A 19,022-nucleotide genomic window follows, 5' to 3' on the forward strand; every position below is an offset into this window, starting at 1 on the left:
GGAATTGGAGCCGGGCCACCGCGAGTGCGAAAGGCCCGGCATTTGCGTTATTCGGGCTTGATGTTTTCCCAGCGCTTCAGAAGATCGGCGTGACTGTCGGTCCAGTCCCTGATCGCCTCGTCCATCGTCTTGCCGTCGTTGACCGCGCTGTTGATTGCGGTGATATCGGCAAGCGGGACGTACACGCTGGCGATGACCTCACGGGCGTGAGGATTTTCGGCCGAGAAACCCTTCTGACCGATCCAGTAGTAGCTCTGCGGCGGCGGGAAGACACCCTTCGGATCTGCCAGGAACTTGACGTCGTATTTCTGCATCATCCAGGACGGCTCCCAGATCGTCACGGCAATCCATTCCTTGCGATCTGTGGCGGACTTCAGCGCGGCGGTCATCGCGGCGGTGCTGCCTTCGACGAGCTGCAGCTTGAGATCGTATGCCTTCACGGAGCTGCTGGTGTCGCGCATCAGGCCCGATCCCGGCTCGATACCGACGATCTTGCCGCCGAACTTGTCGGCGTTGTCGTTCAGCTGGTCCATGGAATCGATGGTGACGTATTTCGGAACCGCGACGCCCTGGAACAGGCCGTGCGAGACCGGGGAAATCTTTTCGAGACGCTTCTTGTTCTTGTCCCAGTAATCCTGCGCGACATAGTCCGTCTGCGAGGCGAGGATCTGGACGTCGCCCTTGCTGAGAGCGGCGTAGGCAATGCCCCATTCGGAGAACGGCACGACCTTCACGGTGTAGCCGGAATCTTCGAGCACCTTCTTCGTAATGCCTGTGATCGGTGTGAGGTCTTCCCACGACATCGTGCCGATGGTGATGGTCTTTTCTTCGGCATGCGCCGACATCACGGTTATCCCGACCATCGCCGCTGCGCAGATTGCTTTCCATAGAGTCTTCATTTTTCGCTCCTAGTTTTCGTTCCCATTATCGTTGAAGCCCAGCACTTGGCTCAGTCTCCACATTGCGCGGCGGGGGATCATCCCTCGCGGCCTGCACGCAATTCCTGCAACCGGATCACGGAATTGATGCCGAGCCATGCGAACGGCTCCGGCGGCAGCCGCAAGGGCTGGGCATGATCCATGTATTCATCAAGCTGTCGGGAGGCCGAGCCGGTCGCGAGGTCAGCCGCCATCATGCCGGCGAGCGTACTCTTGACCGTGCCAAGGCCATTTTCGCAGCAGGCCGAATAGAGGCCCTCTTCGATCTCACCAAAAGCCGGGACGTGGTTGCGGCTGAGGCAGAGCCGGCCGGCCCAGCTGTATTCGAACGGCAAACCGGCAAGGCGTGGAAACCGGGCGTCGAAGGAGCGGCGATGCTCGCCCGCCATCTTCGTCATGCGCCGTTCACTGACATCCACCGTTGTCTCGTAGGTGTATTTTGTCCGGATCACGATTCGCGACTGTCCGCCGGTCGTGATCTTGCGCACCGTCGCGCCCATCGCGTCGGCGGGAAGAAGCGCCCACTTGTCGCGGCCTGATCTTTCCTCGCCTCGGCCAGCAGCATCAAACGGGGCCGTCATCGAAGCGTAGGCGAAGATGTGCATCAGCCTGCCGCCGAAGTGACCGAAATCCTGGATATGGCCGTTGACCGCGAGGATGACCCTGGGCGCCGTGACCGTTCCGCGCAATGAAGTGGCGGTCCAGGTTCCGCCCTCGCGCTTCAACGATGTTACGGGGCTGCGCTCGTATACATCGACGTTCTCCGACAGGCCGGCGGCGAAGCTTCGGATATAGTCGGCCGGCTGGATGAGAACCGCGCCGGGCGTGTAGAGCCCGCCCAGATAATAGTCCGACCCGGTGATGTCGCGCATCACGCGAGCGTCGAGAAACACATACTTCTCGCCCGCACCCTTCAACGACTGCCCGAATGTCATGTTCAGTTTCATGCCGCGCGCGGTCGCGGCGGCATTGATCTTGCCGGCGGGATCGAACGTCTCGCGGGACATCCCGTATTCACAGGCGGCTTGCGTCGCAAAGGCGATCGCGGAGCGGTTCTGCGCCATCTCCATCTGCGTGGCATCAGCACTGCCGCTTGAATATTCGCTGGAGGTGAGGTTGTGCGGGACATCGATCATGAAGCCCGAGTTTCGTCCCGACGTGCCTTTCCCCAGTTCACTCGCCTCCAGAATGACGACCTTGTCCTGCGGACGACGCTCTTTCAGCCGGCGGGCCGCGGACAGTCCCGCAAAGCCCGCGCCGATCACCAGCCAGTCCGCGGTCACGTTGCCTTCGAGGCTCCGGACCGGGAGCGGTCGCTTGCTGATCGCCTCCCAGCCCGACACGCCATTTTCAAAAGGCAAGCGCTTGACGGACTTCGTGATCATCGGATTGTCTCGTCCACGGAGCGCTCGGAGATATCGATCCAGATCGTCTTCAGTTCGCAGTAATTGTCGTGGGCGAAGATCGACTTGTCGCGACCGCCGAAACCCGATTCCTTGTAGCCGCCGAACGGTGTCGAAGCGTCGCCCTCGCCAAAGCAGTTGACAGTCACCAGGCCGGCCCGGATTTCCCGCGACAGCTTGATCGCCTTGCGCAGGCTGCCGGTATAGACCGAGGCGGTGAGGCCATAATTAGTGTCGTTGGCGAGCTTCACCGCTTCCGCCAGCGTTTCAAAAGTGGTCACCGACAGGATCGGTCCGAAGATTTCTTCCTGGAAAAGGCGGCTTGCCGGTGTGACGCCACCGACGACGGTGGGTTCGATGAAGACGCCACTCAGCGTCGTGCCGCCATAGGTGAGCGTCAGCTTCTCCGTCTTCACGTCGTCGAGGAAGGATTTGACCTTGTCGAAATGCGCCTTGCTGACCAGAGCGCCGATGCGGTTTTCCGGATCCAGCGGGTCGCCGGTCTTCCATTCGCGCAGATAGGCGCCGATCCGTTCGAGCAGCGCGTCCTTGATCTTGCTGTCGACGATCAGCCGCGACGTGGCCGAACAATTCTCGCCCATGTTCCAGAACGCGCCGTTGACGACCTGCTCGGCCACGAGGTCGAGGTCTTCGGCATCATCAAGGACGACGGCCGGGTTCTTGCCACCGCATTCCAGGACGACCTTTTTGAGGTTGGAATCGGCGGCATAACGCAGGAAGCGACGTCCGGTTGGTGTCGAGCCGGTGAACGCGACCATGTCGACATCCATGTGCAGCCCGATCGGCTCGCCGACATCCTTGCCGCTGCCGGTGACGACATTAAAGACGCCCGCGGGGATACCGGCCTCGAGAGCCAGTTCCGCGACGCGAAGAGTGGTGAGCGTGGTTTCCTGCGCCGGCTTGACGATGACAGAGCAACCCGAGGCGAGTGCCGGGCCGATCTTCCAGGCGAGCATCAGCAGCGGGAAGTTCCAGGGCAGCACGCAGCCGACCACGCCGATCGGCTCGCGCACCACCATGGCAAGGGCATTCGGCCCGACCGGGTTGGTGTTGTCGTAGAGCTTGTCGATAAGCTCGGCATGGAAGCGGATCGTGTGGATCGTGTCCGGCACATCGACCGTCTGGCATTCGCGCACCGGCTTGCCGCTGTCGATGCTTTCCATGACGGCCAGCTCGTGGCGGTTTTCCTCCAAGAGCTTTGCGAGTTTGAGGAGAGCGACCTTCCGGTCGCCGGGAGGCAGCAAACGCCAGCGACCGTCATCGAACGCCCTTTTCGCGTTTGCAACCGCGTCGTCGACATCACCAGCGTCGCAGGCCGCGATCTCGGTCAGCGTTTCGCCGGTTGCAGGGTTCGTCGTCGTGAACGTCTTGCCGGACTTTGCCGGACGGAATGCGCCATCGATGAAGGCGTTGGTCGGCAGGTGAAGATTGGTGGCGATCGCCTTGTATTCGGCCGCGCTCAAGGGTTCATGCATTGTTGGCTCCCGACGTGATCTGGGCAACCGTGCGCTTCAAAGTCGCGACAACGGTTTCAAGGGTTCTTTTTTCTTCGGAATTGAGCGGGCGCAGCGGCGCGCGCACCGAACCTGTCTTCAGGCCGATGATCTCGCATCCATGCTTAATCGACTGGACGAACTTGCCGCATTCGAGAAAGTCCATCAGCGGCAGCATCGCCGTCATGATGGCCCGGCCCTTGTCGAAGTTCCTTTCGAGAACACAGGCCTCATAGAGGGCGACATGTTCGCGCGGCAGGAAGTTGGAACCGGCGCAGACCCAGCTTCTGGCACCCCAGGCAAAAAATTCCAGCGCCTGGTCGTCCCACCCACAGGACAAGCCGATATGGGGGAACTTGCGCGCCAGGAGATGGACGTTGGCCATTTCGCCGGAGCTCTCCTTGATCGCCACGACGTTCTTGGACCGGCCCACGCGGGAGAAATAGTCCTCGCGCATGGTGATCCCCATGCGGGCCGGATAATTGTAGAGCATGATCGGCAGGTTGGCGGCGCGGTCGATCGTCAGCGCATGGACCGCGTTCTCCTTTTCCGTCGGCAGCGCATAGGGCGGCGACGAGACGAGGATTGCGTCAGCACCGATTTCCTTCGCAGCCTTGGCATATTCGACGGAATCTTCGGTCCGTGTCGCACCGGTGCCGATGACGAGAGCGAGACGCGTGCCGATCACATCCCTGGCGTAAGCAGCGAGTTCGAAGCGTTCCTGGGCGCTCTGAGCATAATATTCGCCGGTCGAGCCGCCGACGATGATGCCATGCACCTTGGCCTCGATCAGCGACTCCAACACAGCCGCAAACCCCTCGCGGTCAATCTGCCCGTCGGGGCTGAGCGGCGTGATCGCCGGGGTGTAGATGCCTTCGAATTTCATGATGATGACTCCATCGATTGCGTCGGCGTTTCGACCAGTGCGTCCGCCTTGAGTGCTTGGGGTGCGATGAACATTTCCATGTTCTCGCGCGACAGTTCCCAGTGTTCGAACACGAGGTCGACGACAGCGTCCTCGTCGCGGGCGGCGATCGCCGCGATGAAGCCGTCATGGTGGCCGACCGATTTTTGCAGCCGCTCCTGCATGTCCGCGTTGCGGGGGCGGAAGAATGTATGGCCGATGCGCGCATGATCGATCAGCAGCCGTCCGAGGCTAGGCTGCAGGTATTCGTTGCCCGACATCTCACCCATGATCTCGTGAAACCGGTTGTTGGCGAGCGTCATCGAAAGCGCATCATGCGAGAAGCTCGCGGCACGAAACTGTTCCTGCGTGGTCTGCAGCTCCGAGAGCTGCTTCACCTTAAAGTTCCGAACCGCCAGCCGTCCGATCGCCGCATAGACCATCGGCGCGACCAGGAAGAAGTGGCGCAGGGTCGAGTGGTTCATCGGGATGACCCGAGCACCCCTGTTGGTGCGGATATCCACGTAGCCTTCACCTTCCAGGCGACGGAAAACCTCCCGCACCGGGGTCCGTGACAGGCCGTATTTTTCGCTCAGCGATGCTTCATCCAGGTCTTCGTCGGGATCGAGTTCCATCGTCAGGATCTGACGCTTGAGATCGTCGTAGAGTTCGCTCTTGCCGCCCTTCATCCCGAATCCCCGATGTGACCTGGCCCGCGCATCGCGCTGTCGGCTTTTGAGGACAAGCTTGCATGAGTATTCTAGTGAGTCAACAAAATTGTATTATGAAAGTACACAACGAGTACACCTACGATATACAATTGGCAAACAATGAGAGGTAGGAGGGTTATCACGCTCGCCGCGATTGAATATCGCGATTGCCAACGGCTATGGTCGGCATTAAGCCAATCACGCGTGGAATACTTCGGCCTTGGGGAATGACTTGAATGAAGAGCGGCAAGAGCGAACTCTACGACGATCTCAAGCGTCAGATCCTGACGATGGAACTCGACCCCGACGAGGATGTGGATGAGGTCAGCCTCAGCGAGAAATATGGTCTCTCGCGTACGCCTGTACGGGACACCCTGCGTCGCCTGGCAGGCGAAGGTTACATTGACATGCGGGAGAACAGAAGCGCGCGCGTCATCCCGTTGAACCATTCGACGCTGCGACATTTTTTTCTTGTCGCGCCAATGATCTATGCGGCGATCGGGCGCTTGGCAGTCCAGAATTTCAAGCCTAAGCAGTTGTCGGAACTGAGCGATACGCAGGAAAGATTTCGGATCGCCAGCGAGAAGCTGGATACGCTTGAAATGGTCCTCGAGAACAACCGGTTTCACGAGATCATGGGTGAGATGTCAGGCAATGTTTATCTGCAGCCCAGCCTGGGGCGGCTCCTCATCGATCACGCCCGCATCGGCCACACGTTTTTTCATCCGCGCAACGACGACATGCGGCAGCGCCTTCAACTGGCTGTCGAGCACCATGACGGCTTCATCGACGCGATCAAGGCCCATGACGAGCCCGCCGTCGTCGACCTTGTTTTCAAGCACTGGGAACTGTCGCGCGAAAACATGGAGCTTTATGTCGTGCCGAGCGACATGAAGGCCGATCTTCCTGTCGAGCTCGGCTCCTCGCACAAGGATGCCCAACAGGTCTGACGCTCGGCCGCTTGGGCGTGGAGCCGGTTAGGACGTTTTCTGCAGGGCCCGCGTCAGCCATCCGGTAGCAAAATCGGCGATCGCGGAGCGCTGGGCATCGACCGGCACGAGAGTTAGTCACTCTGCATTTCGCTTATGACTTACGAATAAGCCGCTTTCCTTTCCAACCTCAAGAACACCGTTGCCCACCTGAAACGCTTTGGTGATCGCATCCCGGAATGCGACAAGCTGCGCGTCGTCGGCAGCATCGCCGGGAGGGTAGGACGTCAGGGCCAGGAATACGTCTTCCGGATCGGTCACGCGCAGACAGGCTGGATGCTGCTTCATGGTCACATTGCCGAACTGAGCCTGCATGATCCGTTCGGCCGCGTCATATCCGAACGCAGCGCCGGCCGGATCGACTGGCGGACTGCCGAACACCGTTGTCAGCCCATACATCTCGCGCATGTTGCCGGCGCCGTTCGTCGTCACCGCCAGACAACCGCCCGGCCTCAGAACCCGATGCATCTCCGCAACCGCCTTCGACGGGTCAGGCAGATGATAGAGCATGTGCATGGCGATGACGGTGTCAAAGGACCCGTCTTCAAAGGGCAACGCGGCCGCGTCGGCTTGCTGCCCTGTGACCGATGCAAATTGCAGGGGCCGGCAATGCTCAACGGCTTCCTGAACCATGCCCGAAGAAAGATCGGAAAGCGTAAGGTGCAGGTTTTGCGGCAGGCCGCTTGCGGCTGCCTCCCAAAACCAACCAGGACCACACCCGATATCAAGGATGCTGTCGCCGGGCTTGAGAGGAAGCTGCCCTGCTATCCAAGGAAACCAGCCGGTTTCGGCGATCGTGTACTCGCTGTTCAACCGGGCGCGAGCCGCAAGCTTGCGGCTATCGCCATATTGCTCTGCATTGCCTGACGTTATCGAGGCCACGCGCTTCCTCCATCTTTCTTTCTCTCAAAATCCTGTCGCATGGGATACGCTATCGGCACCCTTCGAGCCAAACATCCGAAAAGCCCGCAGGCGTACACGCCCCGGCTGCCAGACGCTGGATTCGGCCGGCGCGTTCCTCGAGCTTGGCGTCGCTTCGAGCGAGATCATATGAAGCCGGCGCTATCAGCACGGCCGCGAGCCGGATAAACTCCGCTTCGGTCAATTCGGCTGGAGACCGCCCATAGATCGCTGAGCTTGCCGAATGGAAGCCTACTATCCAGCCATCAGGTCCCTTGCCCATTTCCAGCGTTTCCAGCCAGAGGGCAAGAATCTGCTCCTTGGAAAGACGGCGCTCCATCCCAAGTGCGTAGCCCGTCTGCCTTATCTTGCCGGGGCCAGGATGAAACTGCTCAAAGGCGAGCCGCTTGGCTGCCGATTGAGTGATTGTTGTCAAACCAGCGCCTGGAGTAGAGAAATCTACCCCAGAATGGGTTGAATAATTCGGGTCTTCAACCGCGATCAAAATAGCTCGATAAGCTGCGCCTAAGGAACCGCCGCCGCGGCCCTGAGCGATCACTTCGTCAGCACGAGCCCGCAACGTCGTGGCATCCGATAGTGCATCAAAGTATCCCTTCGCTCCATAGCCGACTAGACCAATAAGCAAGAGGGCAAAGACAAGACTGCCGTATTTAAGTATCCGCATCATCCGCCGCCAGATAACATAATGGGTGGCCCTCGCGCTAAAACTCGTGTTGTCGCATAAGTTGTTTTCAAGAATAATTTGTCCGTAATTATGTTCGTACCGGGTTTTGCACAACAGTAGCTTTTCACTGTGATTACAATAGCTTAGTTCCATAATACTTGTTATGCGCTATGGTATAACATTACAACACGTGTAATGGGATTCTGATTTGAGAGCATTTGGCAATACCCCAAGATGAGGGTGCTGATCTGAGGGAATACGGGCCTATCGAACAGTTGTGCATCCTACGGAAAACAACCGTTGGAGATGCAGTTGTACATTCTTGTCCAGGCAAATCAGTATCGAAAATACGAAGACCTTCTCGATCAATCGTTCCGCCTCAGAAAGCGGGTTTTCGCCGACCAGCTGGGATGGGAGGTAGCCACTTGTGGCCCCTATGAGAGGGATATCTACGACGACTTGAAACCTGCGTATCTTATTTGGTGCGATACGCACCAAACGCAGCTCTACGGTTCGGTTCGCTTGATGCCAACCACCGGGCCGACACTGCTATACGACGTGTTCAGGGACACCTTTCCTGGCTCTTGCGATCTGGTTGCACCGTCAATCTGGGAAGGAACACGCATGTGCATCGATGTGGAAGCGATCGCTCGCGATATGGCGGGGTTGAGTCCCGATCGGGCGTTTTGCCTCCTGCTGCTGGCGCTGTGCGAGATAGCGTTGGACAACGGCATCGAAACGCTGATCTCAAACTATGAGCCCCACATGAGCCGGATCTATGAGCGTGCCGGGGCGGAGCTCGATGAGCTTGGCCGGGCCGTCGGCTATGGGCGCTTCCCGGTTTGCTGTGGCGCTTTCGAAGTCTCACAGCGCGTTTTGACAAATATGCGAAACAAACTGAATGTCGTCGACGAGCTCTATAAACGGCCGTCCTACTCGCGATCGAATGAAAGAGCCCCGGCAACCCCCTCGGTCAGAGTGTAACCAGGCAGAGATGCGAGCCTGCGAGCGTGCGATGTGATTGCGGCTCCAGATCGAAACCAATCCCGCTCTCTCTTGATGGCGTCCTGGCCCAACTCCGGATCTTCCACGATCAACCCGTGAAGGGTCCGCTAGCGAGCTGCGGCCGCTGGGCTGCGCCTGCGCGGTGATCGCGCCCGGTATTAGGCCTTTCTGGAGCCATCGAGCGGGAATTGGCCCGCTCCCGGATGGAGCCCTAACATGTCGCACGATCTCACTCTCGCACAGTCCCATGCCTTCCAGCTCTCCCGTGACCTGATGGTCCCGGTCACCGTCTTCGAAGTCGACGGCGAATATGGCGTCCTGCCCTCGGACGAAATCGATGCAAGCGACGACCTCGATATCGTGCACGAATTCTTTCCCTGGCCGGCTCACTGAGCCGGCATTTTTGCGTTCCGGTTGCCGCTGGCGATCTGTCGGCGGCAAGGGAAGCTTCGCCGCGGGCGGTGCAACTTTGCACCTTGTCATCCGCGCCCTTGCCTCCTCTGCTCTTCGCGGCAGGCGGAAAGAGATCCGTTGATAATACGGGGAGCAAAACAGGGACAATCGCGAGCGATTGGAGAAAATGATGAAACGAAAAGAAATAGAGATCTTGCGAGACAAGGTTGGCTGTGCGGCGGTTCTCGCGGATGCAGGTTTTGCGGTTGACAAAAAGGAAAGCACCCGGCGTGCCGTAAAGTTTCGCAGGGGCGCCGAAATCATCATTGTGACCCACGATGGACGTGGCTGGTTTGATCCGCTAAGCGACGAGAAAGGCGACGTCTTCTCCCTTGCAGCGCTACTCGACCGGCTGACCTTCACGGAGGCGATAGCCCGTGTGGCAACCCTCGTCGGTTTCGATCCCTGCCCCATAATCTGGAGCAAGCCGAGGACCCAGGCGCCCCCACTTAACATCGCCGAAAGGTGGCGTGCTCGACGCGCGCCGGGTCCGGGAACGGGTGCCTGGCGATATCTTTGCTGGGCCCGCGCCATCCCTGTCCCGATCGTCCGCTACGCCATTCATGAGAGTGCGATCCGCGAGGGGCCGTTTGGCAGCATGTGGGCACGGCATAGTTCGGCGGAGGGTGTCGTCACCGGATGGGAAGAGCGCGGCCCCGAGTGGCGCGGCTTTGCGACTGGTGGAAACAAGGTCCTTTTCCGCCTCGGTCGACCGAACGCAACAAGGTTTTGCGTGACTGAAGCGGCGATCGACGCGATGAGCCTTGCTGCGATTGAGGGCCTGCGCGAGGACACTCTCTATCTCAGCACCGGCGGTGGCTGGTCTCCATCGACCGAAGCAGGCTTGCGATCGCTGCTGGCAAACCCCGATGCCCAGTTGGTAGGTGCGACCGACGCGAACACGCAAGGGGACACCTTCGCAGATCGGTTGCAAAACCTCGCCAAAGAGGAAGGGCGCTCTTGGTTGCGGCTGCGGCCGCCAGCGGAAGATTGGAACGAAGTACTGCAGGAAAAGAAGAGGGAAAACGCGAAGAGGGAGAACGGAAAGCGGCGTGCCGCATCTCGCACGACCGCATCAAGGGAGGCTTCGCCCGGCTGAGGCCGGCCCTTGACCCGGTCGAGCGCAATGCCGGCGGCCCGGAAGGTGTCTTGAGGGATCGAAGAAAACGAGCAGGATCACGGTGATCTGACGCTTCGGTCCCCGCACTTACAGGAGCCGCAGATGGAATCCCCGTCCACTATCCGAAAGGTTTTCGAAGGCGTCGCGACCCGCCACCAGATGTTCCGGCTGTTTGATCGGCACAAACAACGTCCGGACCTTGGGCGGGCGGATGCTGCCCCGCTTTATAGCGGCGAATGGTTCGAAATAGACGAAGGTCTTTACACCTACATGCTCGACATCCTCCCGCCCCTGTGGATACGCGGGCCGATTTTTTCGATGCGCGAGTTCATGATCGGATCCGTAACGTCGATCTTTTTTGAACTGCGGATCGATGGCGCCGTGAGGTATTTCCATTCTTATTGCGATTTGTCGGTCACAGCCTCGGTCGAAGAGATGCGGGCCGCAATTGTCAAGCGCGAAAGCCAGCCTGTCCGCGCCATGACGCGTCAGGAGCGTCTGGAGCATATCTGGAGTTTGACCGCAGACGCGTATCGCGGCTATGCCGGTGATCGTTTTCCGCCGGCGTTCCAAGGTCAGCGGACGATCATGCTTTGGAGCGGCAGCAACGGCACCCTCCTGAAATTGCTCGACGATCTGACGGACGAGGAAATCGCCGCCAAGTTACCTGTTCATATGCGCCACCTTCCATCCTTGGTGGCCTGACAGCCGTCAACCCATTTCCACCATCAAAGCGCATCGACCCGCCGAGTCCGCCCGCGGCCGATGACGCATGCCCGAAAAAGGAGCATTTCCATGAATGACAATCCTTTCACCTTCGACATGTTTGGTTCCGCCGCGCTCTCGACGGGCATCGGCATTGGCGACACTGCCTTTGGCGACTTTTCACCGGTTGCCGCCAATGATGACGATCCTGATCCAAACCCGTCGTCGCCGGCCCCCGCGTTGCCGGCTGCAACCCCGTCATCGCCGCGTCGCTCAGCACGGCCTGCGAACTTCTATCTTGATGGCGATCGCGGCCTGGCCTCATCCTGGAAGGATCGCGCGCGTGCCAATGTCGCGGCCATCTTGGTCGCGAACAGCATCGTAAAACAGGGTCGGCCTGCGACGCCTGAAGAGCAGGCCCAACTGATCCGTTTCACCGGCTTCGGCGCTGGCGAACTGGCCAACGGCGTGTTCCGCCTCCCGGGCGAAGGGGACTTTCGGCAGGAATGGAACGATATCGGTTCTTCGGTCGAAACTGCAGTGTCAGAGGCAGAATATGTGTCGCTCGCACGCTGCACACAGTACGCCCATTTCACGCCAGAATTTATCATCCGGGCGATCTGGGCCGGTATCATCAAGCTTGGCTGGCGCGGCGGCCGGGTACTTGAGCCGGGGATCGGGACAGGCCTGTTCCCTGCCCTTATGCCGCAAACCTATCGGGCCACCGCGTTTGTCACTGGCGTTGAACTCGATCCGATCACGGCAAAGATCGCGGGTCTGTTGCAGCCGAGAGCCAGAATTATCAACGATGACTTCGCGCGCACCGATCTGGCTCCGATCTTCGACCTTGCAATCGGAAATCCACCCTTTTCGGATCGTACCGTCCGCTCAGATCGACGTTACCGCTCGCTCGGCCTTCGCTTGCACGATTACTTCATCGCGCGTTCCATCGACCACTTGAAACCGGGCGCGCTGGCAGCTTTCGTCACCTCGCACGGAACGCTGGACAAGGCCGATGCGACCGCTCGCGAGCATATTGCCAAGTCAGCCGATCTGATCACGGCGATCCGCCTGCCCGAGGGAAGCTTCCGCCGTGACGCTGGTACTGACGTCGTCGTCGACATTCTTTTCTTCCGAAAACGCAAGGTCGGCGAGCCCGAGGGTGATCAGGGTTGGCTCAACGTCGATGAGATCCGGCCAGCGGAGAATGACGGGAGTGCTATCCGGATCAACCGCTGGTTCGCCAGCCATCCCGCCTTCGTGCTCGGTACCCATGCCCTGACATCGGGACGCTTTGGTGAGACCTATACGTGCCGGCCCCGCGAGGGCGAGGATCTCGAAGCCGCGCTTTCGGCGGCCATCGATCTCCTGCCCAGCGATGTCTACGACGGCGAGCCGACGCCGATCGATACCGATCTCGGAGACGAGTTCGCCGACGTCGTTGAACCAAGGGCAAAGGACAGCCCCGTCCGCGAGGGCAGCTTCTTCATCGACAAGGCCCATGGCTTGATGCAGATGCTCGACGGGTCGCCCGTGCCGGTGACATTGCGCAAAGGCCGGTCCGGGGACGGCTTCTCCGAGAAGCACGTCCGGATCATCAGGAAACTCATCCCGATCCGCGATACCGTCCGGGAAGTACTGAAAGCACAGGAAAACGATCGGCCGTGCCGCGACCTACAAGTCCGGCTGCGCGTCGCGTGGTCGAGTTTCGTCCGCGACTTCGGACCGATCAACCAAACCACCGTCTCCATACAGGAGGATCCCGAGACCGGGGATGTCAAAGAAACCCATCGTCAGCCGAACCTGTCGCCGTTCCGCGATGATCCCGATTGCTGGCTGGTTGCCTCGATCGAGGACTACGATTTGGAGACCGACACCGCGAAGCCGGGGCCAATCTTTTCCGAAAGGGTGATCTCTCCCCCATCAGCGCCGGTTGTGACATCGGCGGCGGACGCGCTGGCGGTCGTTCTCAACGAGCGTGGCCATGTGGACATAGATCATATTGCGGAGCTGACGCATGGTGACCCAACCAGTGTGACAGGACAGCTTGGAGACGCCATCTTCCGCGACCCTGCTGATGGTTCCTGGCAGACCGCAGACGCCTATCTGTCAGGTGCCGTCCGCACCAAGCTGGCTGTCGCGCGGGCGGCCGCCGCACTCGACCCGGCCTATGAGCGGAACGTCCACGCACTGCAGGAAGTTCTGCCCGCTGACCTGCGTCCGTCAGACATTACCGCTCGCCTTGGCGCACCATGGATTCCAGCCGCCGATGTTGTTGCCTTCGTCAAAGAGCGGATGGAAACCGATATCCGTATCCATCATATGCCTCAACTCGGCTCCTGGACCGTCGAGGCAAGGCAGCTCGGCTATAGTGCAGCTGGTACATCCGAGTGGGGTACCAGCCGCCGCCATGCTGGCGAGCTTCTGGCGGACGCCTTGAATAGTCGCGTACCGCAGATCTTCGATGTGTTCAGGGACGCCGATGGTGAGCGCCGCGTCCTGAATGTCGTCGATACTGAAGCCGCCCGCGACAAACTGCAAAAAATCAAGCAAGCATTTGGTGACTGGGTGTGGACCGATGCCGATCGCGCCGACCGACTGGTGCGTGACTACAACGATCGCTTCAACAATATTGCACCTCGGAAATTCGATGGGTCCCACCTGAAACTGCCTGGCGCCTCTGGCGCCTTTGTTCTTTATGGGCACCAGAAACGTGGCATCTGGCGGATCATTGCCGATGGCTCCGCCTATCTTGCCCACGCCGTGGGCGCCGGCAAGACAATGACAATGGCAGCAGCCATCATGGAGCAACGCCGGCTCGGGCTGATCGCCAAGGCGATGCTGGTCGTGCCGGGCCATTGCCTGGCGCAGGCAGCGCGCGAGTTTCTTGCCCTTTATCCCAATGCCCGCATCCTCGTCGCGGATGAGACGAACTTCACCAAGGACAAGCGCGCCCGCTTTCTGTCGCGCGCGGCAACCGCGACCTGGGATGCGATCATCATCACGCATTCGGCGTTTCGATTCATCGCAGTTCCCTCGGCATTCGAGAGCCAAATGATTCAGGATGAGCTGCAGCTCTATGAGGATTTGTTGATCAAGGTTGACAGCGAGGATCGCGTCTCGCGCAAGCGCCTCGAGCGGCTGAAGGAAGGGTTGCAAGAACGCCTTGAAGGCCTCGCAACCCGCAAGGACGACCTTCTTACCATCTCCGAAATCGGCATCGACCAGATTGTCGTAGACGAGGCGCAGGAGTTTAGGAAGCTCTCCTTCGCGACCAATATGTCGACGCTGAAAGGGATCGATCCGAATGGCTCACAGCGTGCCTGGGATCTCTATGTGAAGTCTCGCTTCATCGAGACAAAGAACCCCGGTCGCGCGCTGGTGCTCGCTTCCGGCACGCCGATCACCAATACGCTTGGCGAGATGTTCTCGATCCAGCGGCTGCTCGGCCACGCGGCCCTCGCCGAGCGCGGGCTGCACGAATTCGATGCCTGGGCGTCCTGCTTCGGCGACACGACCACCGAACTCGAAATCCAGCCATCCGGCAAATACAAGCCGGTCAGCCGCTTCGCTAGCTTCGTCAACGTTCCCGAACTGATCGCCATGTTCCGGACCTTCGCCGATGTGGTGATGCCGGAAGACCTGCGCCGATACGTGAAAGTGCCGGGTATCTCGACGGGCCGTCGACAGATTCTAACGGCTAAGCCGACGGCGGCCTTTAAGGCCTATCAACAGGTACTCGACACTCGCATCAAAGCGATCGAGCAGCGCGAGGGACCGGCCAAGCCCGGCGACGACATTCTGCTGTCGGTCATCACAGACGGGCGCCATGCGGCGATCGACCTTCGCTTCGTCATGCCGGCGGTCCACAATGAACCAGATAACAAGCTCAATCTCCTGATCCGCAATGCCTTCCGCATTTGGCGAGAGACCGGCCAGGCGGTCTACCGTCGTCCCGACGGCAAGAATTTCGACCTGCCCGGCGCGGCTCAAATGATCTTCTCCGATCTCGGCACGATCCATGTCGAGAAAACACGCGGCTTTTCTGCCTATCGCTTCATTCGTGACGAACTGATCCGGCTCGGCGTGCCGGCCTCGGAGATCGCTTTCATGCAGGATTACAAGAAGACGCAGGCAAAGCAGCGACTGTTCGGTGACGTTCGCGCCGGCAAGGTCCGTTTCCTGATCGGGTCTTCGGAAACAATGGGCACCGGCGTCAATGCCCAGCTTCGTCTCAAGGCACTCCACCATCTCGACGTGCCGTGGCTCCCATCGCAGATCGAGCAGCGCGAGGGTCGCATCGTGCGGCAGGGCAACCAGCATGATGAGGTCGATATCTATGCTTATGCCACTGAGGGATCGCTCGACGCATCCATGTGGCAAAACAACGAGCGCAAGGCCCGCTTCATCGCCGCTGCCCTTTCTGGCGATACGTCGATCCGTCGCCTGGAGGATGTCGGCGAAGGGGCCGCGAACCAGTTCGCCATGGCCAAGGCCATCGCCTCAGGTGACGAAAGGCTCATGCAGAAGGCCGGGTTCGAGGCCGATATCGCCCGGCTTGAACGGCTGCGCGCCGCTCATGAGGATGATCAGTATGCCGTTCGACGGCAAATGCGTGATGCCGAGCGCGACATCGAGGTCTCGACGCGGCGGATCTCGGAGATTGGGGCCGACATTGAACGGTTGGAGCCGACCAGCGGTGGCACTTTCACGATGAGTGTGGGCGGTAAGGCGCAAACTGAACGCAAGGAGGCCGGTCGCGCGCTGATGAAGGAGATCCTTACCTTGATCCAGAACCAGCAAGAGGGCCAAGTTCAACTTGCTACCATCGGCGGGTTCCATCTCGTTTACGAAGGCGAGAGGTTCGCAAAAGGCGACGGCTACCGGTACGAAACGCTGCTGCAGCGCACCGGGGCCGATTACGAGATCGACCTCTCGATCACGGTCACGCCGCTTGGTGCCATTTCACGTTTGGAGCATGCACTTGATGGTTTCGAGCAGGAGCGGCGGCAATATCAGAGCCGCGTCGAGGAAGCACGCCGGCGGCTCGAGTCATTTAGATCACGAGAAGGAGGTGCGTTTGCTTTCGCCGATGAACTGCTGAGCAAGAAGCAGGCCTTGCGAGAGATCGAGGCTCAGCTCGCGGCAGATGTCGATGCCGAGCCCAGTGCACAGGTTGCATAGCGGCATTGCACAAAAATTAGGTGCGGTGCGGTGAAAATAAGTGCATAACGCCTGCAGCTGATGCATATGGCGGTCACCTCCCAGTTCCGCCGCATCAGCTGTTCCCCTCTGGAGGTTAGTTTGACCTTCACACTTCATGGGCCGCGATATTCGCAGGCCCATTTTTTTTGCTCAGGTCTTTCAGCGGTTACACGGTAACGACAGCCGCAGTCATGTTAGCAATCGCTGTCTGCACCTCCGCGTAGAGTTCGGCTTCAACTGTCCCGGCATCGATTTCAACCACCAGAGCAAATCTGGCAGAGAGGTTCTCCGGATCAGGAACGCTCTTGGCCTTCCACCACCCTGTGACGGGGTGGACCGCGATGAGATTTCTCCGTGCGAGGTCAGATGCTGCGCAAGTCAGTTGATCGATCTGCAGGGAGCCGACATCTCTTCGATTGGGCCCAAAAGCCCAACCGTCAGCTTCCTCGATCACGCCTTCGTCCGTTTGCTCGGCAATCTTGCTGATCCGACGAATGAAGGCCCCTGCCCTCTCATTGGGCCGGTTCAATTTGAAGCGGAGGTTATGCGAGGCGTAGCGATACTTGGATCCGCGCGCGGGCTCCGACGGGTTTGGAGACATGAAAGTGCTGAGACTCAAGCGGAGCTTGACCTGAGCTGCTCCGAGGCGGCGCAGTTCCTTTACGGGCCATGGAAGCTCGAAGAGCTTCAGTTCGTTATGGATGTGCTCGGCGTTCTTCGTCGCGCTCTTTTTATAGGGCTTGATCGTATCCTGAACGATAAGGGTCAGCGCATTCGACGCGCTTCGGCGGGCCCGTTCCATGTCGGGCACCCCATAGCCGTAGCGTCTGAAGAGGATCCCCAGATCGGCTTTCGACGGTTGTGCCGGCACATGGCTAAGCATCTGGTTGGTCCAGCGCGCCGAAGACACGAAAATCGCCCTGATCGTCTCGGGCCAGAGATCGGGGTAGTCCGACCACAAACTGGTGATGTCGCGCGAGGCGAGAGCGGTCGCCGCGCTCGTTTCCCCGCAGGCTGTGAACGCCCGCAGGGGAAACTGATGGTCCGTGGTGAGCGGCATCAATGCCGGGTGTTTCATCGGTGGCGGGGCGCCATGCAAGAACCAGTTGCCACCCTCGTAAACAACCTCGGGCTTGATCGGCCAGTATGAATGCCAGCTGGCGGTCCGCGACGAGGGTGCGAGATCCCCTAGCGGCGCAACACAGACCCCCTGCTCTCCGGCCGGCAGCGTGATCTTCTGTGTGTACGCTCCGACACTGACCGCATTCCAGGCTTGCGCCGGCGATTCCAGCTCGTTGTCCGCGTTATCCGAAACGGTAAGATAGTCGCCGCCGGTGAAGGTGTTCTGGTCGCTGTTTCCAGCCGAGACCAGAATGAGCCTCTGTCGTCTCTGCAGACCCGAAGCGCCTGAAGCGAGCTGATCGATCTCGCTTGACCATGATGTCGGCGCCCCGTCATGAGGCGTGTCGTCTTCCGTCGTGGTGGCGAGACAGAATGTGCGCCTCCGCCCCGCCGTCGCTTCCGCGGCGTCGATCCCTTTGCGTGTTACCGTTCCAAGCAAATGATGCGGATTATGACCCGCATCGGGTATGACCTTCGAAGATTCGAGCCTGTGAGTGATGGCAATCGGCAGGGTCGTCTGCAGCGCGGTGCTCAGGTCGCCGTAGAGAGCGAGGCCAGCAAGCTGCGTGCCGTGGCCGACAAAATCGTTGACGTCCCAGGCGGCTTCAGCCGCGTGTCTGTCTGCGGCCGCAAGTGCTGGCTGGATCAGAGGATGGGCACGGCTTACCCCGCGGTCCAGCAACGTGATGTAGTTCGGATCGGCGTGAGGGACAAAGGTGGTTCTGCCGACGAGATCGGCGACCCAGTCGTTCTGCTCCTCGACTGGCATCGCGTCAAAATCGTCTGCCGTACGGGTCGGCGTGGCAAGAGCCCGGACCCCGCCGAGATTTCGCACGGCTGCCGCCAGCTCTAACTGGGTTGCGACCACGATCACCACCAAATCTTCAGGAAATTCCAACCTGTCGGTTCCAACTGCGACGCCGTATTCCAGCGCGCCATCGAAGAAGTTGGGCGCAGCGGCTTTGTCCAGCCAGACCTCCCAGGGCTTCTTGCCGGCTTCGACGGGAAAACGATCGCGGGGGCTTCGCCACAGAGCCCGCAGACCGGCCTCGGAGATCGCGCTAATGCTCTGCACCAGGTCGGCGTTCCTGGCGGGTTTGAAGCTCCCGTCCTCTTTCACTGGGAGCTCGCCACCGAAATCCTCAATCTTCTTTCGAAGTTTCTGAAGCCCCTTCTCGGTTGCAAAAACCGTCGCTTCCGCTGGGGCGCCGGCCTGTTTATCGACACGCAGAAGCGTAAGCCCACTCGCGTTCAGGCTTTTGGTGATCATCACCTCGTGCGGTCTGCCTTCGATTGCCAGATAGACGCCTGGCAGATTGGCCTGTGTCACGTCCGGCAACTGATCGAGTGCCGCCAGCAGTGCCTGGGC

At 59.8% G+C, this 19,022-nt stretch carries 14 protein-coding genes; 6 read left to right on the forward strand and 8 right to left on the reverse strand.

What is annotated here, in order from left to right; translation table 11 throughout:
* Positions 1 to 47 precede the first annotated feature (47 nt).
* The 5 genes from AGR2A_RS28025 to AGR2A_RS28045 all read right to left on the reverse strand — a co-directional run bounded on the left by AGR2A_RS28025 (position 48) and on the right by AGR2A_RS28045 (position 5,448).
* Positions 48 to 899 carry a glycine betaine ABC transporter substrate-binding protein gene (locus tag AGR2A_RS28025; RefSeq protein WP_052821167.1) on the reverse strand — a complete coding sequence of 284 codons (852 nt, stop codon included), beginning with the start codon at positions 897 to 899 and terminating at the stop codon, positions 48 to 50.
* Positions 900 to 976: 77 nt separating this feature from the next.
* Entirely contained in the window at positions 977 to 2,323 is a 1,347-nt protein-coding gene (locus AGR2A_RS28030; RefSeq protein ID WP_052821166.1) for an NAD(P)/FAD-dependent oxidoreductase, read from the reverse strand.
* A complete protein-coding gene (locus AGR2A_RS28035) occupies positions 2,320 to 3,837 on the reverse strand; it encodes an aldehyde dehydrogenase (RefSeq protein WP_003501818.1) in 1,518 nt (505 codons plus the stop codon). The genes AGR2A_RS28030 and AGR2A_RS28035 overlap by 4 nt, the downstream gene beginning before the upstream one ends.
* Positions 3,830 to 4,741, reverse strand: coding sequence for a dihydrodipicolinate synthase family protein (locus AGR2A_RS28040; protein ID WP_052821165.1), 912 nt, complete (start codon positions 4,739 to 4,741; stop codon positions 3,830 to 3,832). The genes AGR2A_RS28035 and AGR2A_RS28040 overlap by 8 nt, the downstream gene beginning before the upstream one ends.
* The gene (locus tag AGR2A_RS28045; RefSeq protein WP_003501816.1) at positions 4,738 to 5,448 is read right to left on the reverse strand and encodes a GntR family transcriptional regulator; all 711 of its coding nucleotides are present in this window, start codon (positions 5,446 to 5,448) and stop codon (positions 4,738 to 4,740) included. The genes AGR2A_RS28040 and AGR2A_RS28045 overlap by 4 nt, the downstream gene beginning before the upstream one ends.
* Positions 5,449 to 5,705: 257 nt before the next feature.
* Here AGR2A_RS28045 and AGR2A_RS28050 point away from each other — a divergent pair, with 257 nt between their 5' ends.
* On the forward strand, positions 5,706 to 6,419 hold the full coding sequence (locus tag AGR2A_RS28050; protein ID WP_052821164.1) for a GntR family transcriptional regulator: 714 nt from the start codon (positions 5,706 to 5,708) through the stop codon (positions 6,417 to 6,419).
* 117 nt (positions 6,420 to 6,536) lie between these two features.
* On the opposite strand, the gene AGR2A_RS28055 is transcribed toward AGR2A_RS28050, so the two are convergent.
* Positions 6,537 to 7,340: a class I SAM-dependent methyltransferase gene (locus AGR2A_RS28055; protein ID WP_052821163.1), complete on the reverse strand. Its 804-nt coding sequence runs from the start codon at positions 7,338 to 7,340 to the stop codon at positions 6,537 to 6,539.
* 49 nt (positions 7,341 to 7,389) lie between these two features.
* Positions 7,390 to 8,157 carry a transglycosylase domain-containing protein gene (locus AGR2A_RS30290; RefSeq protein ID WP_286079610.1) on the reverse strand — a complete coding sequence of 256 codons (768 nt, stop codon included), beginning with the start codon at positions 8,155 to 8,157 and terminating at the stop codon, positions 7,390 to 7,392.
* 198 nt (positions 8,158 to 8,355) lie between these two features.
* Here AGR2A_RS30290 and AGR2A_RS28065 point away from each other — a divergent pair, with 198 nt between their 5' ends.
* The 5 genes from AGR2A_RS28065 to AGR2A_RS28080 all read left to right on the forward strand — a co-directional run bounded on the left by AGR2A_RS28065 (position 8,356) and on the right by AGR2A_RS28080 (position 16,510).
* Complete coding sequence (locus AGR2A_RS28065) at positions 8,356 to 9,027, forward strand: acyl-homoserine-lactone synthase (protein WP_080823934.1); 672 nt, start codon at positions 8,356 to 8,358, stop codon at positions 9,025 to 9,027.
* A gap of 237 nt (positions 9,028 to 9,264) precedes the next feature.
* Positions 9,265 to 9,441 carry a hypothetical protein gene (locus AGR2A_RS29840; RefSeq protein ID WP_003501810.1) on the forward strand — a complete coding sequence of 59 codons (177 nt, stop codon included), beginning with the start codon at positions 9,265 to 9,267 and terminating at the stop codon, positions 9,439 to 9,441.
* Between the two features lie 187 nt (positions 9,442 to 9,628).
* On the forward strand, positions 9,629 to 10,600 hold the full coding sequence (locus tag AGR2A_RS28070; RefSeq protein ID WP_080823863.1) for a DUF3991 and toprim domain-containing protein: 972 nt from the start codon (positions 9,629 to 9,631) through the stop codon (positions 10,598 to 10,600).
* Positions 10,601 to 10,723: 123 nt separating this feature from the next.
* Entirely contained in the window at positions 10,724 to 11,326 is a 603-nt protein-coding gene (locus AGR2A_RS28075) for a DUF1419 domain-containing protein (protein ID WP_080823864.1), read from the forward strand.
* 90 nt (positions 11,327 to 11,416) lie between these two features.
* Complete coding sequence (locus tag AGR2A_RS28080; RefSeq protein WP_080823865.1) at positions 11,417 to 16,510, forward strand: N-6 DNA methylase; 5,094 nt, start codon at positions 11,417 to 11,419, stop codon at positions 16,508 to 16,510.
* 187 nt (positions 16,511 to 16,697) lie between these two features.
* Here AGR2A_RS28080 and AGR2A_RS28085 read toward each other — a convergent pair whose 3' ends face one another.
* Complete coding sequence (locus AGR2A_RS28085; protein ID WP_279772791.1) at positions 16,698 to 18,983, reverse strand: S8 family peptidase; 2,286 nt, start codon at positions 18,981 to 18,983, stop codon at positions 16,698 to 16,700.
* Positions 18,984 to 19,022: the final 39 nt, after the last annotated feature.

Source organism: Agrobacterium genomosp. 2 str. CFBP 5494, assembly GCF_900013495.1.
GTDB lineage: Bacteria > Pseudomonadota > Alphaproteobacteria > Rhizobiales > Rhizobiaceae > Agrobacterium > Agrobacterium pusense.

Bases quoted from the DNA above. Each gene is read 5' to 3' on its own strand.
- AGR2A_RS29840 (WP_003501810.1), top strand. From the start codon at position 9,265: ATGTCGCACGATCTCACTCTCGCACAGTCCCATGCCTTCCAGCTCTCC.
- AGR2A_RS28045 (WP_003501816.1), bottom strand. From the start codon at position 5,448: ATGAAGGGCGGCAAGAGCGAACTCTACGACGATCTCAAGCGTCAGATC.
- AGR2A_RS28080 (WP_080823865.1), top strand. From the start codon at position 11,417: ATGAATGACAATCCTTTCACCTTCGACATGTTTGGTTCCGCCGCGCTC.
- AGR2A_RS28035 (WP_003501818.1), bottom strand. From the start codon at position 3,837: ATGCATGAACCCTTGAGCGCGGCCGAATACAAGGCGATCGCCACCAAT.
- AGR2A_RS28030 (WP_052821166.1), bottom strand. From the start codon at position 2,323: ATGATCACGAAGTCCGTCAAGCGCTTGCCTTTTGAAAATGGCGTGTCG.
- AGR2A_RS28025 (WP_052821167.1), bottom strand. From the start codon at position 899: ATGAAGACTCTATGGAAAGCAATCTGCGCAGCGGCGATGGTCGGGATA.
- AGR2A_RS28040 (WP_052821165.1), bottom strand. From the start codon at position 4,741: ATGAAATTCGAAGGCATCTACACCCCGGCGATCACGCCGCTCAGCCCC.
- AGR2A_RS28075 (WP_080823864.1), top strand. From the start codon at position 10,724: ATGGAATCCCCGTCCACTATCCGAAAGGTTTTCGAAGGCGTCGCGACC.
- AGR2A_RS28070 (WP_080823863.1), top strand. From the start codon at position 9,629: ATGATGAAACGAAAAGAAATAGAGATCTTGCGAGACAAGGTTGGCTGT.
- AGR2A_RS28050 (WP_052821164.1), top strand. From the start codon at position 5,706: ATGAAGAGCGGCAAGAGCGAACTCTACGACGATCTCAAGCGTCAGATC.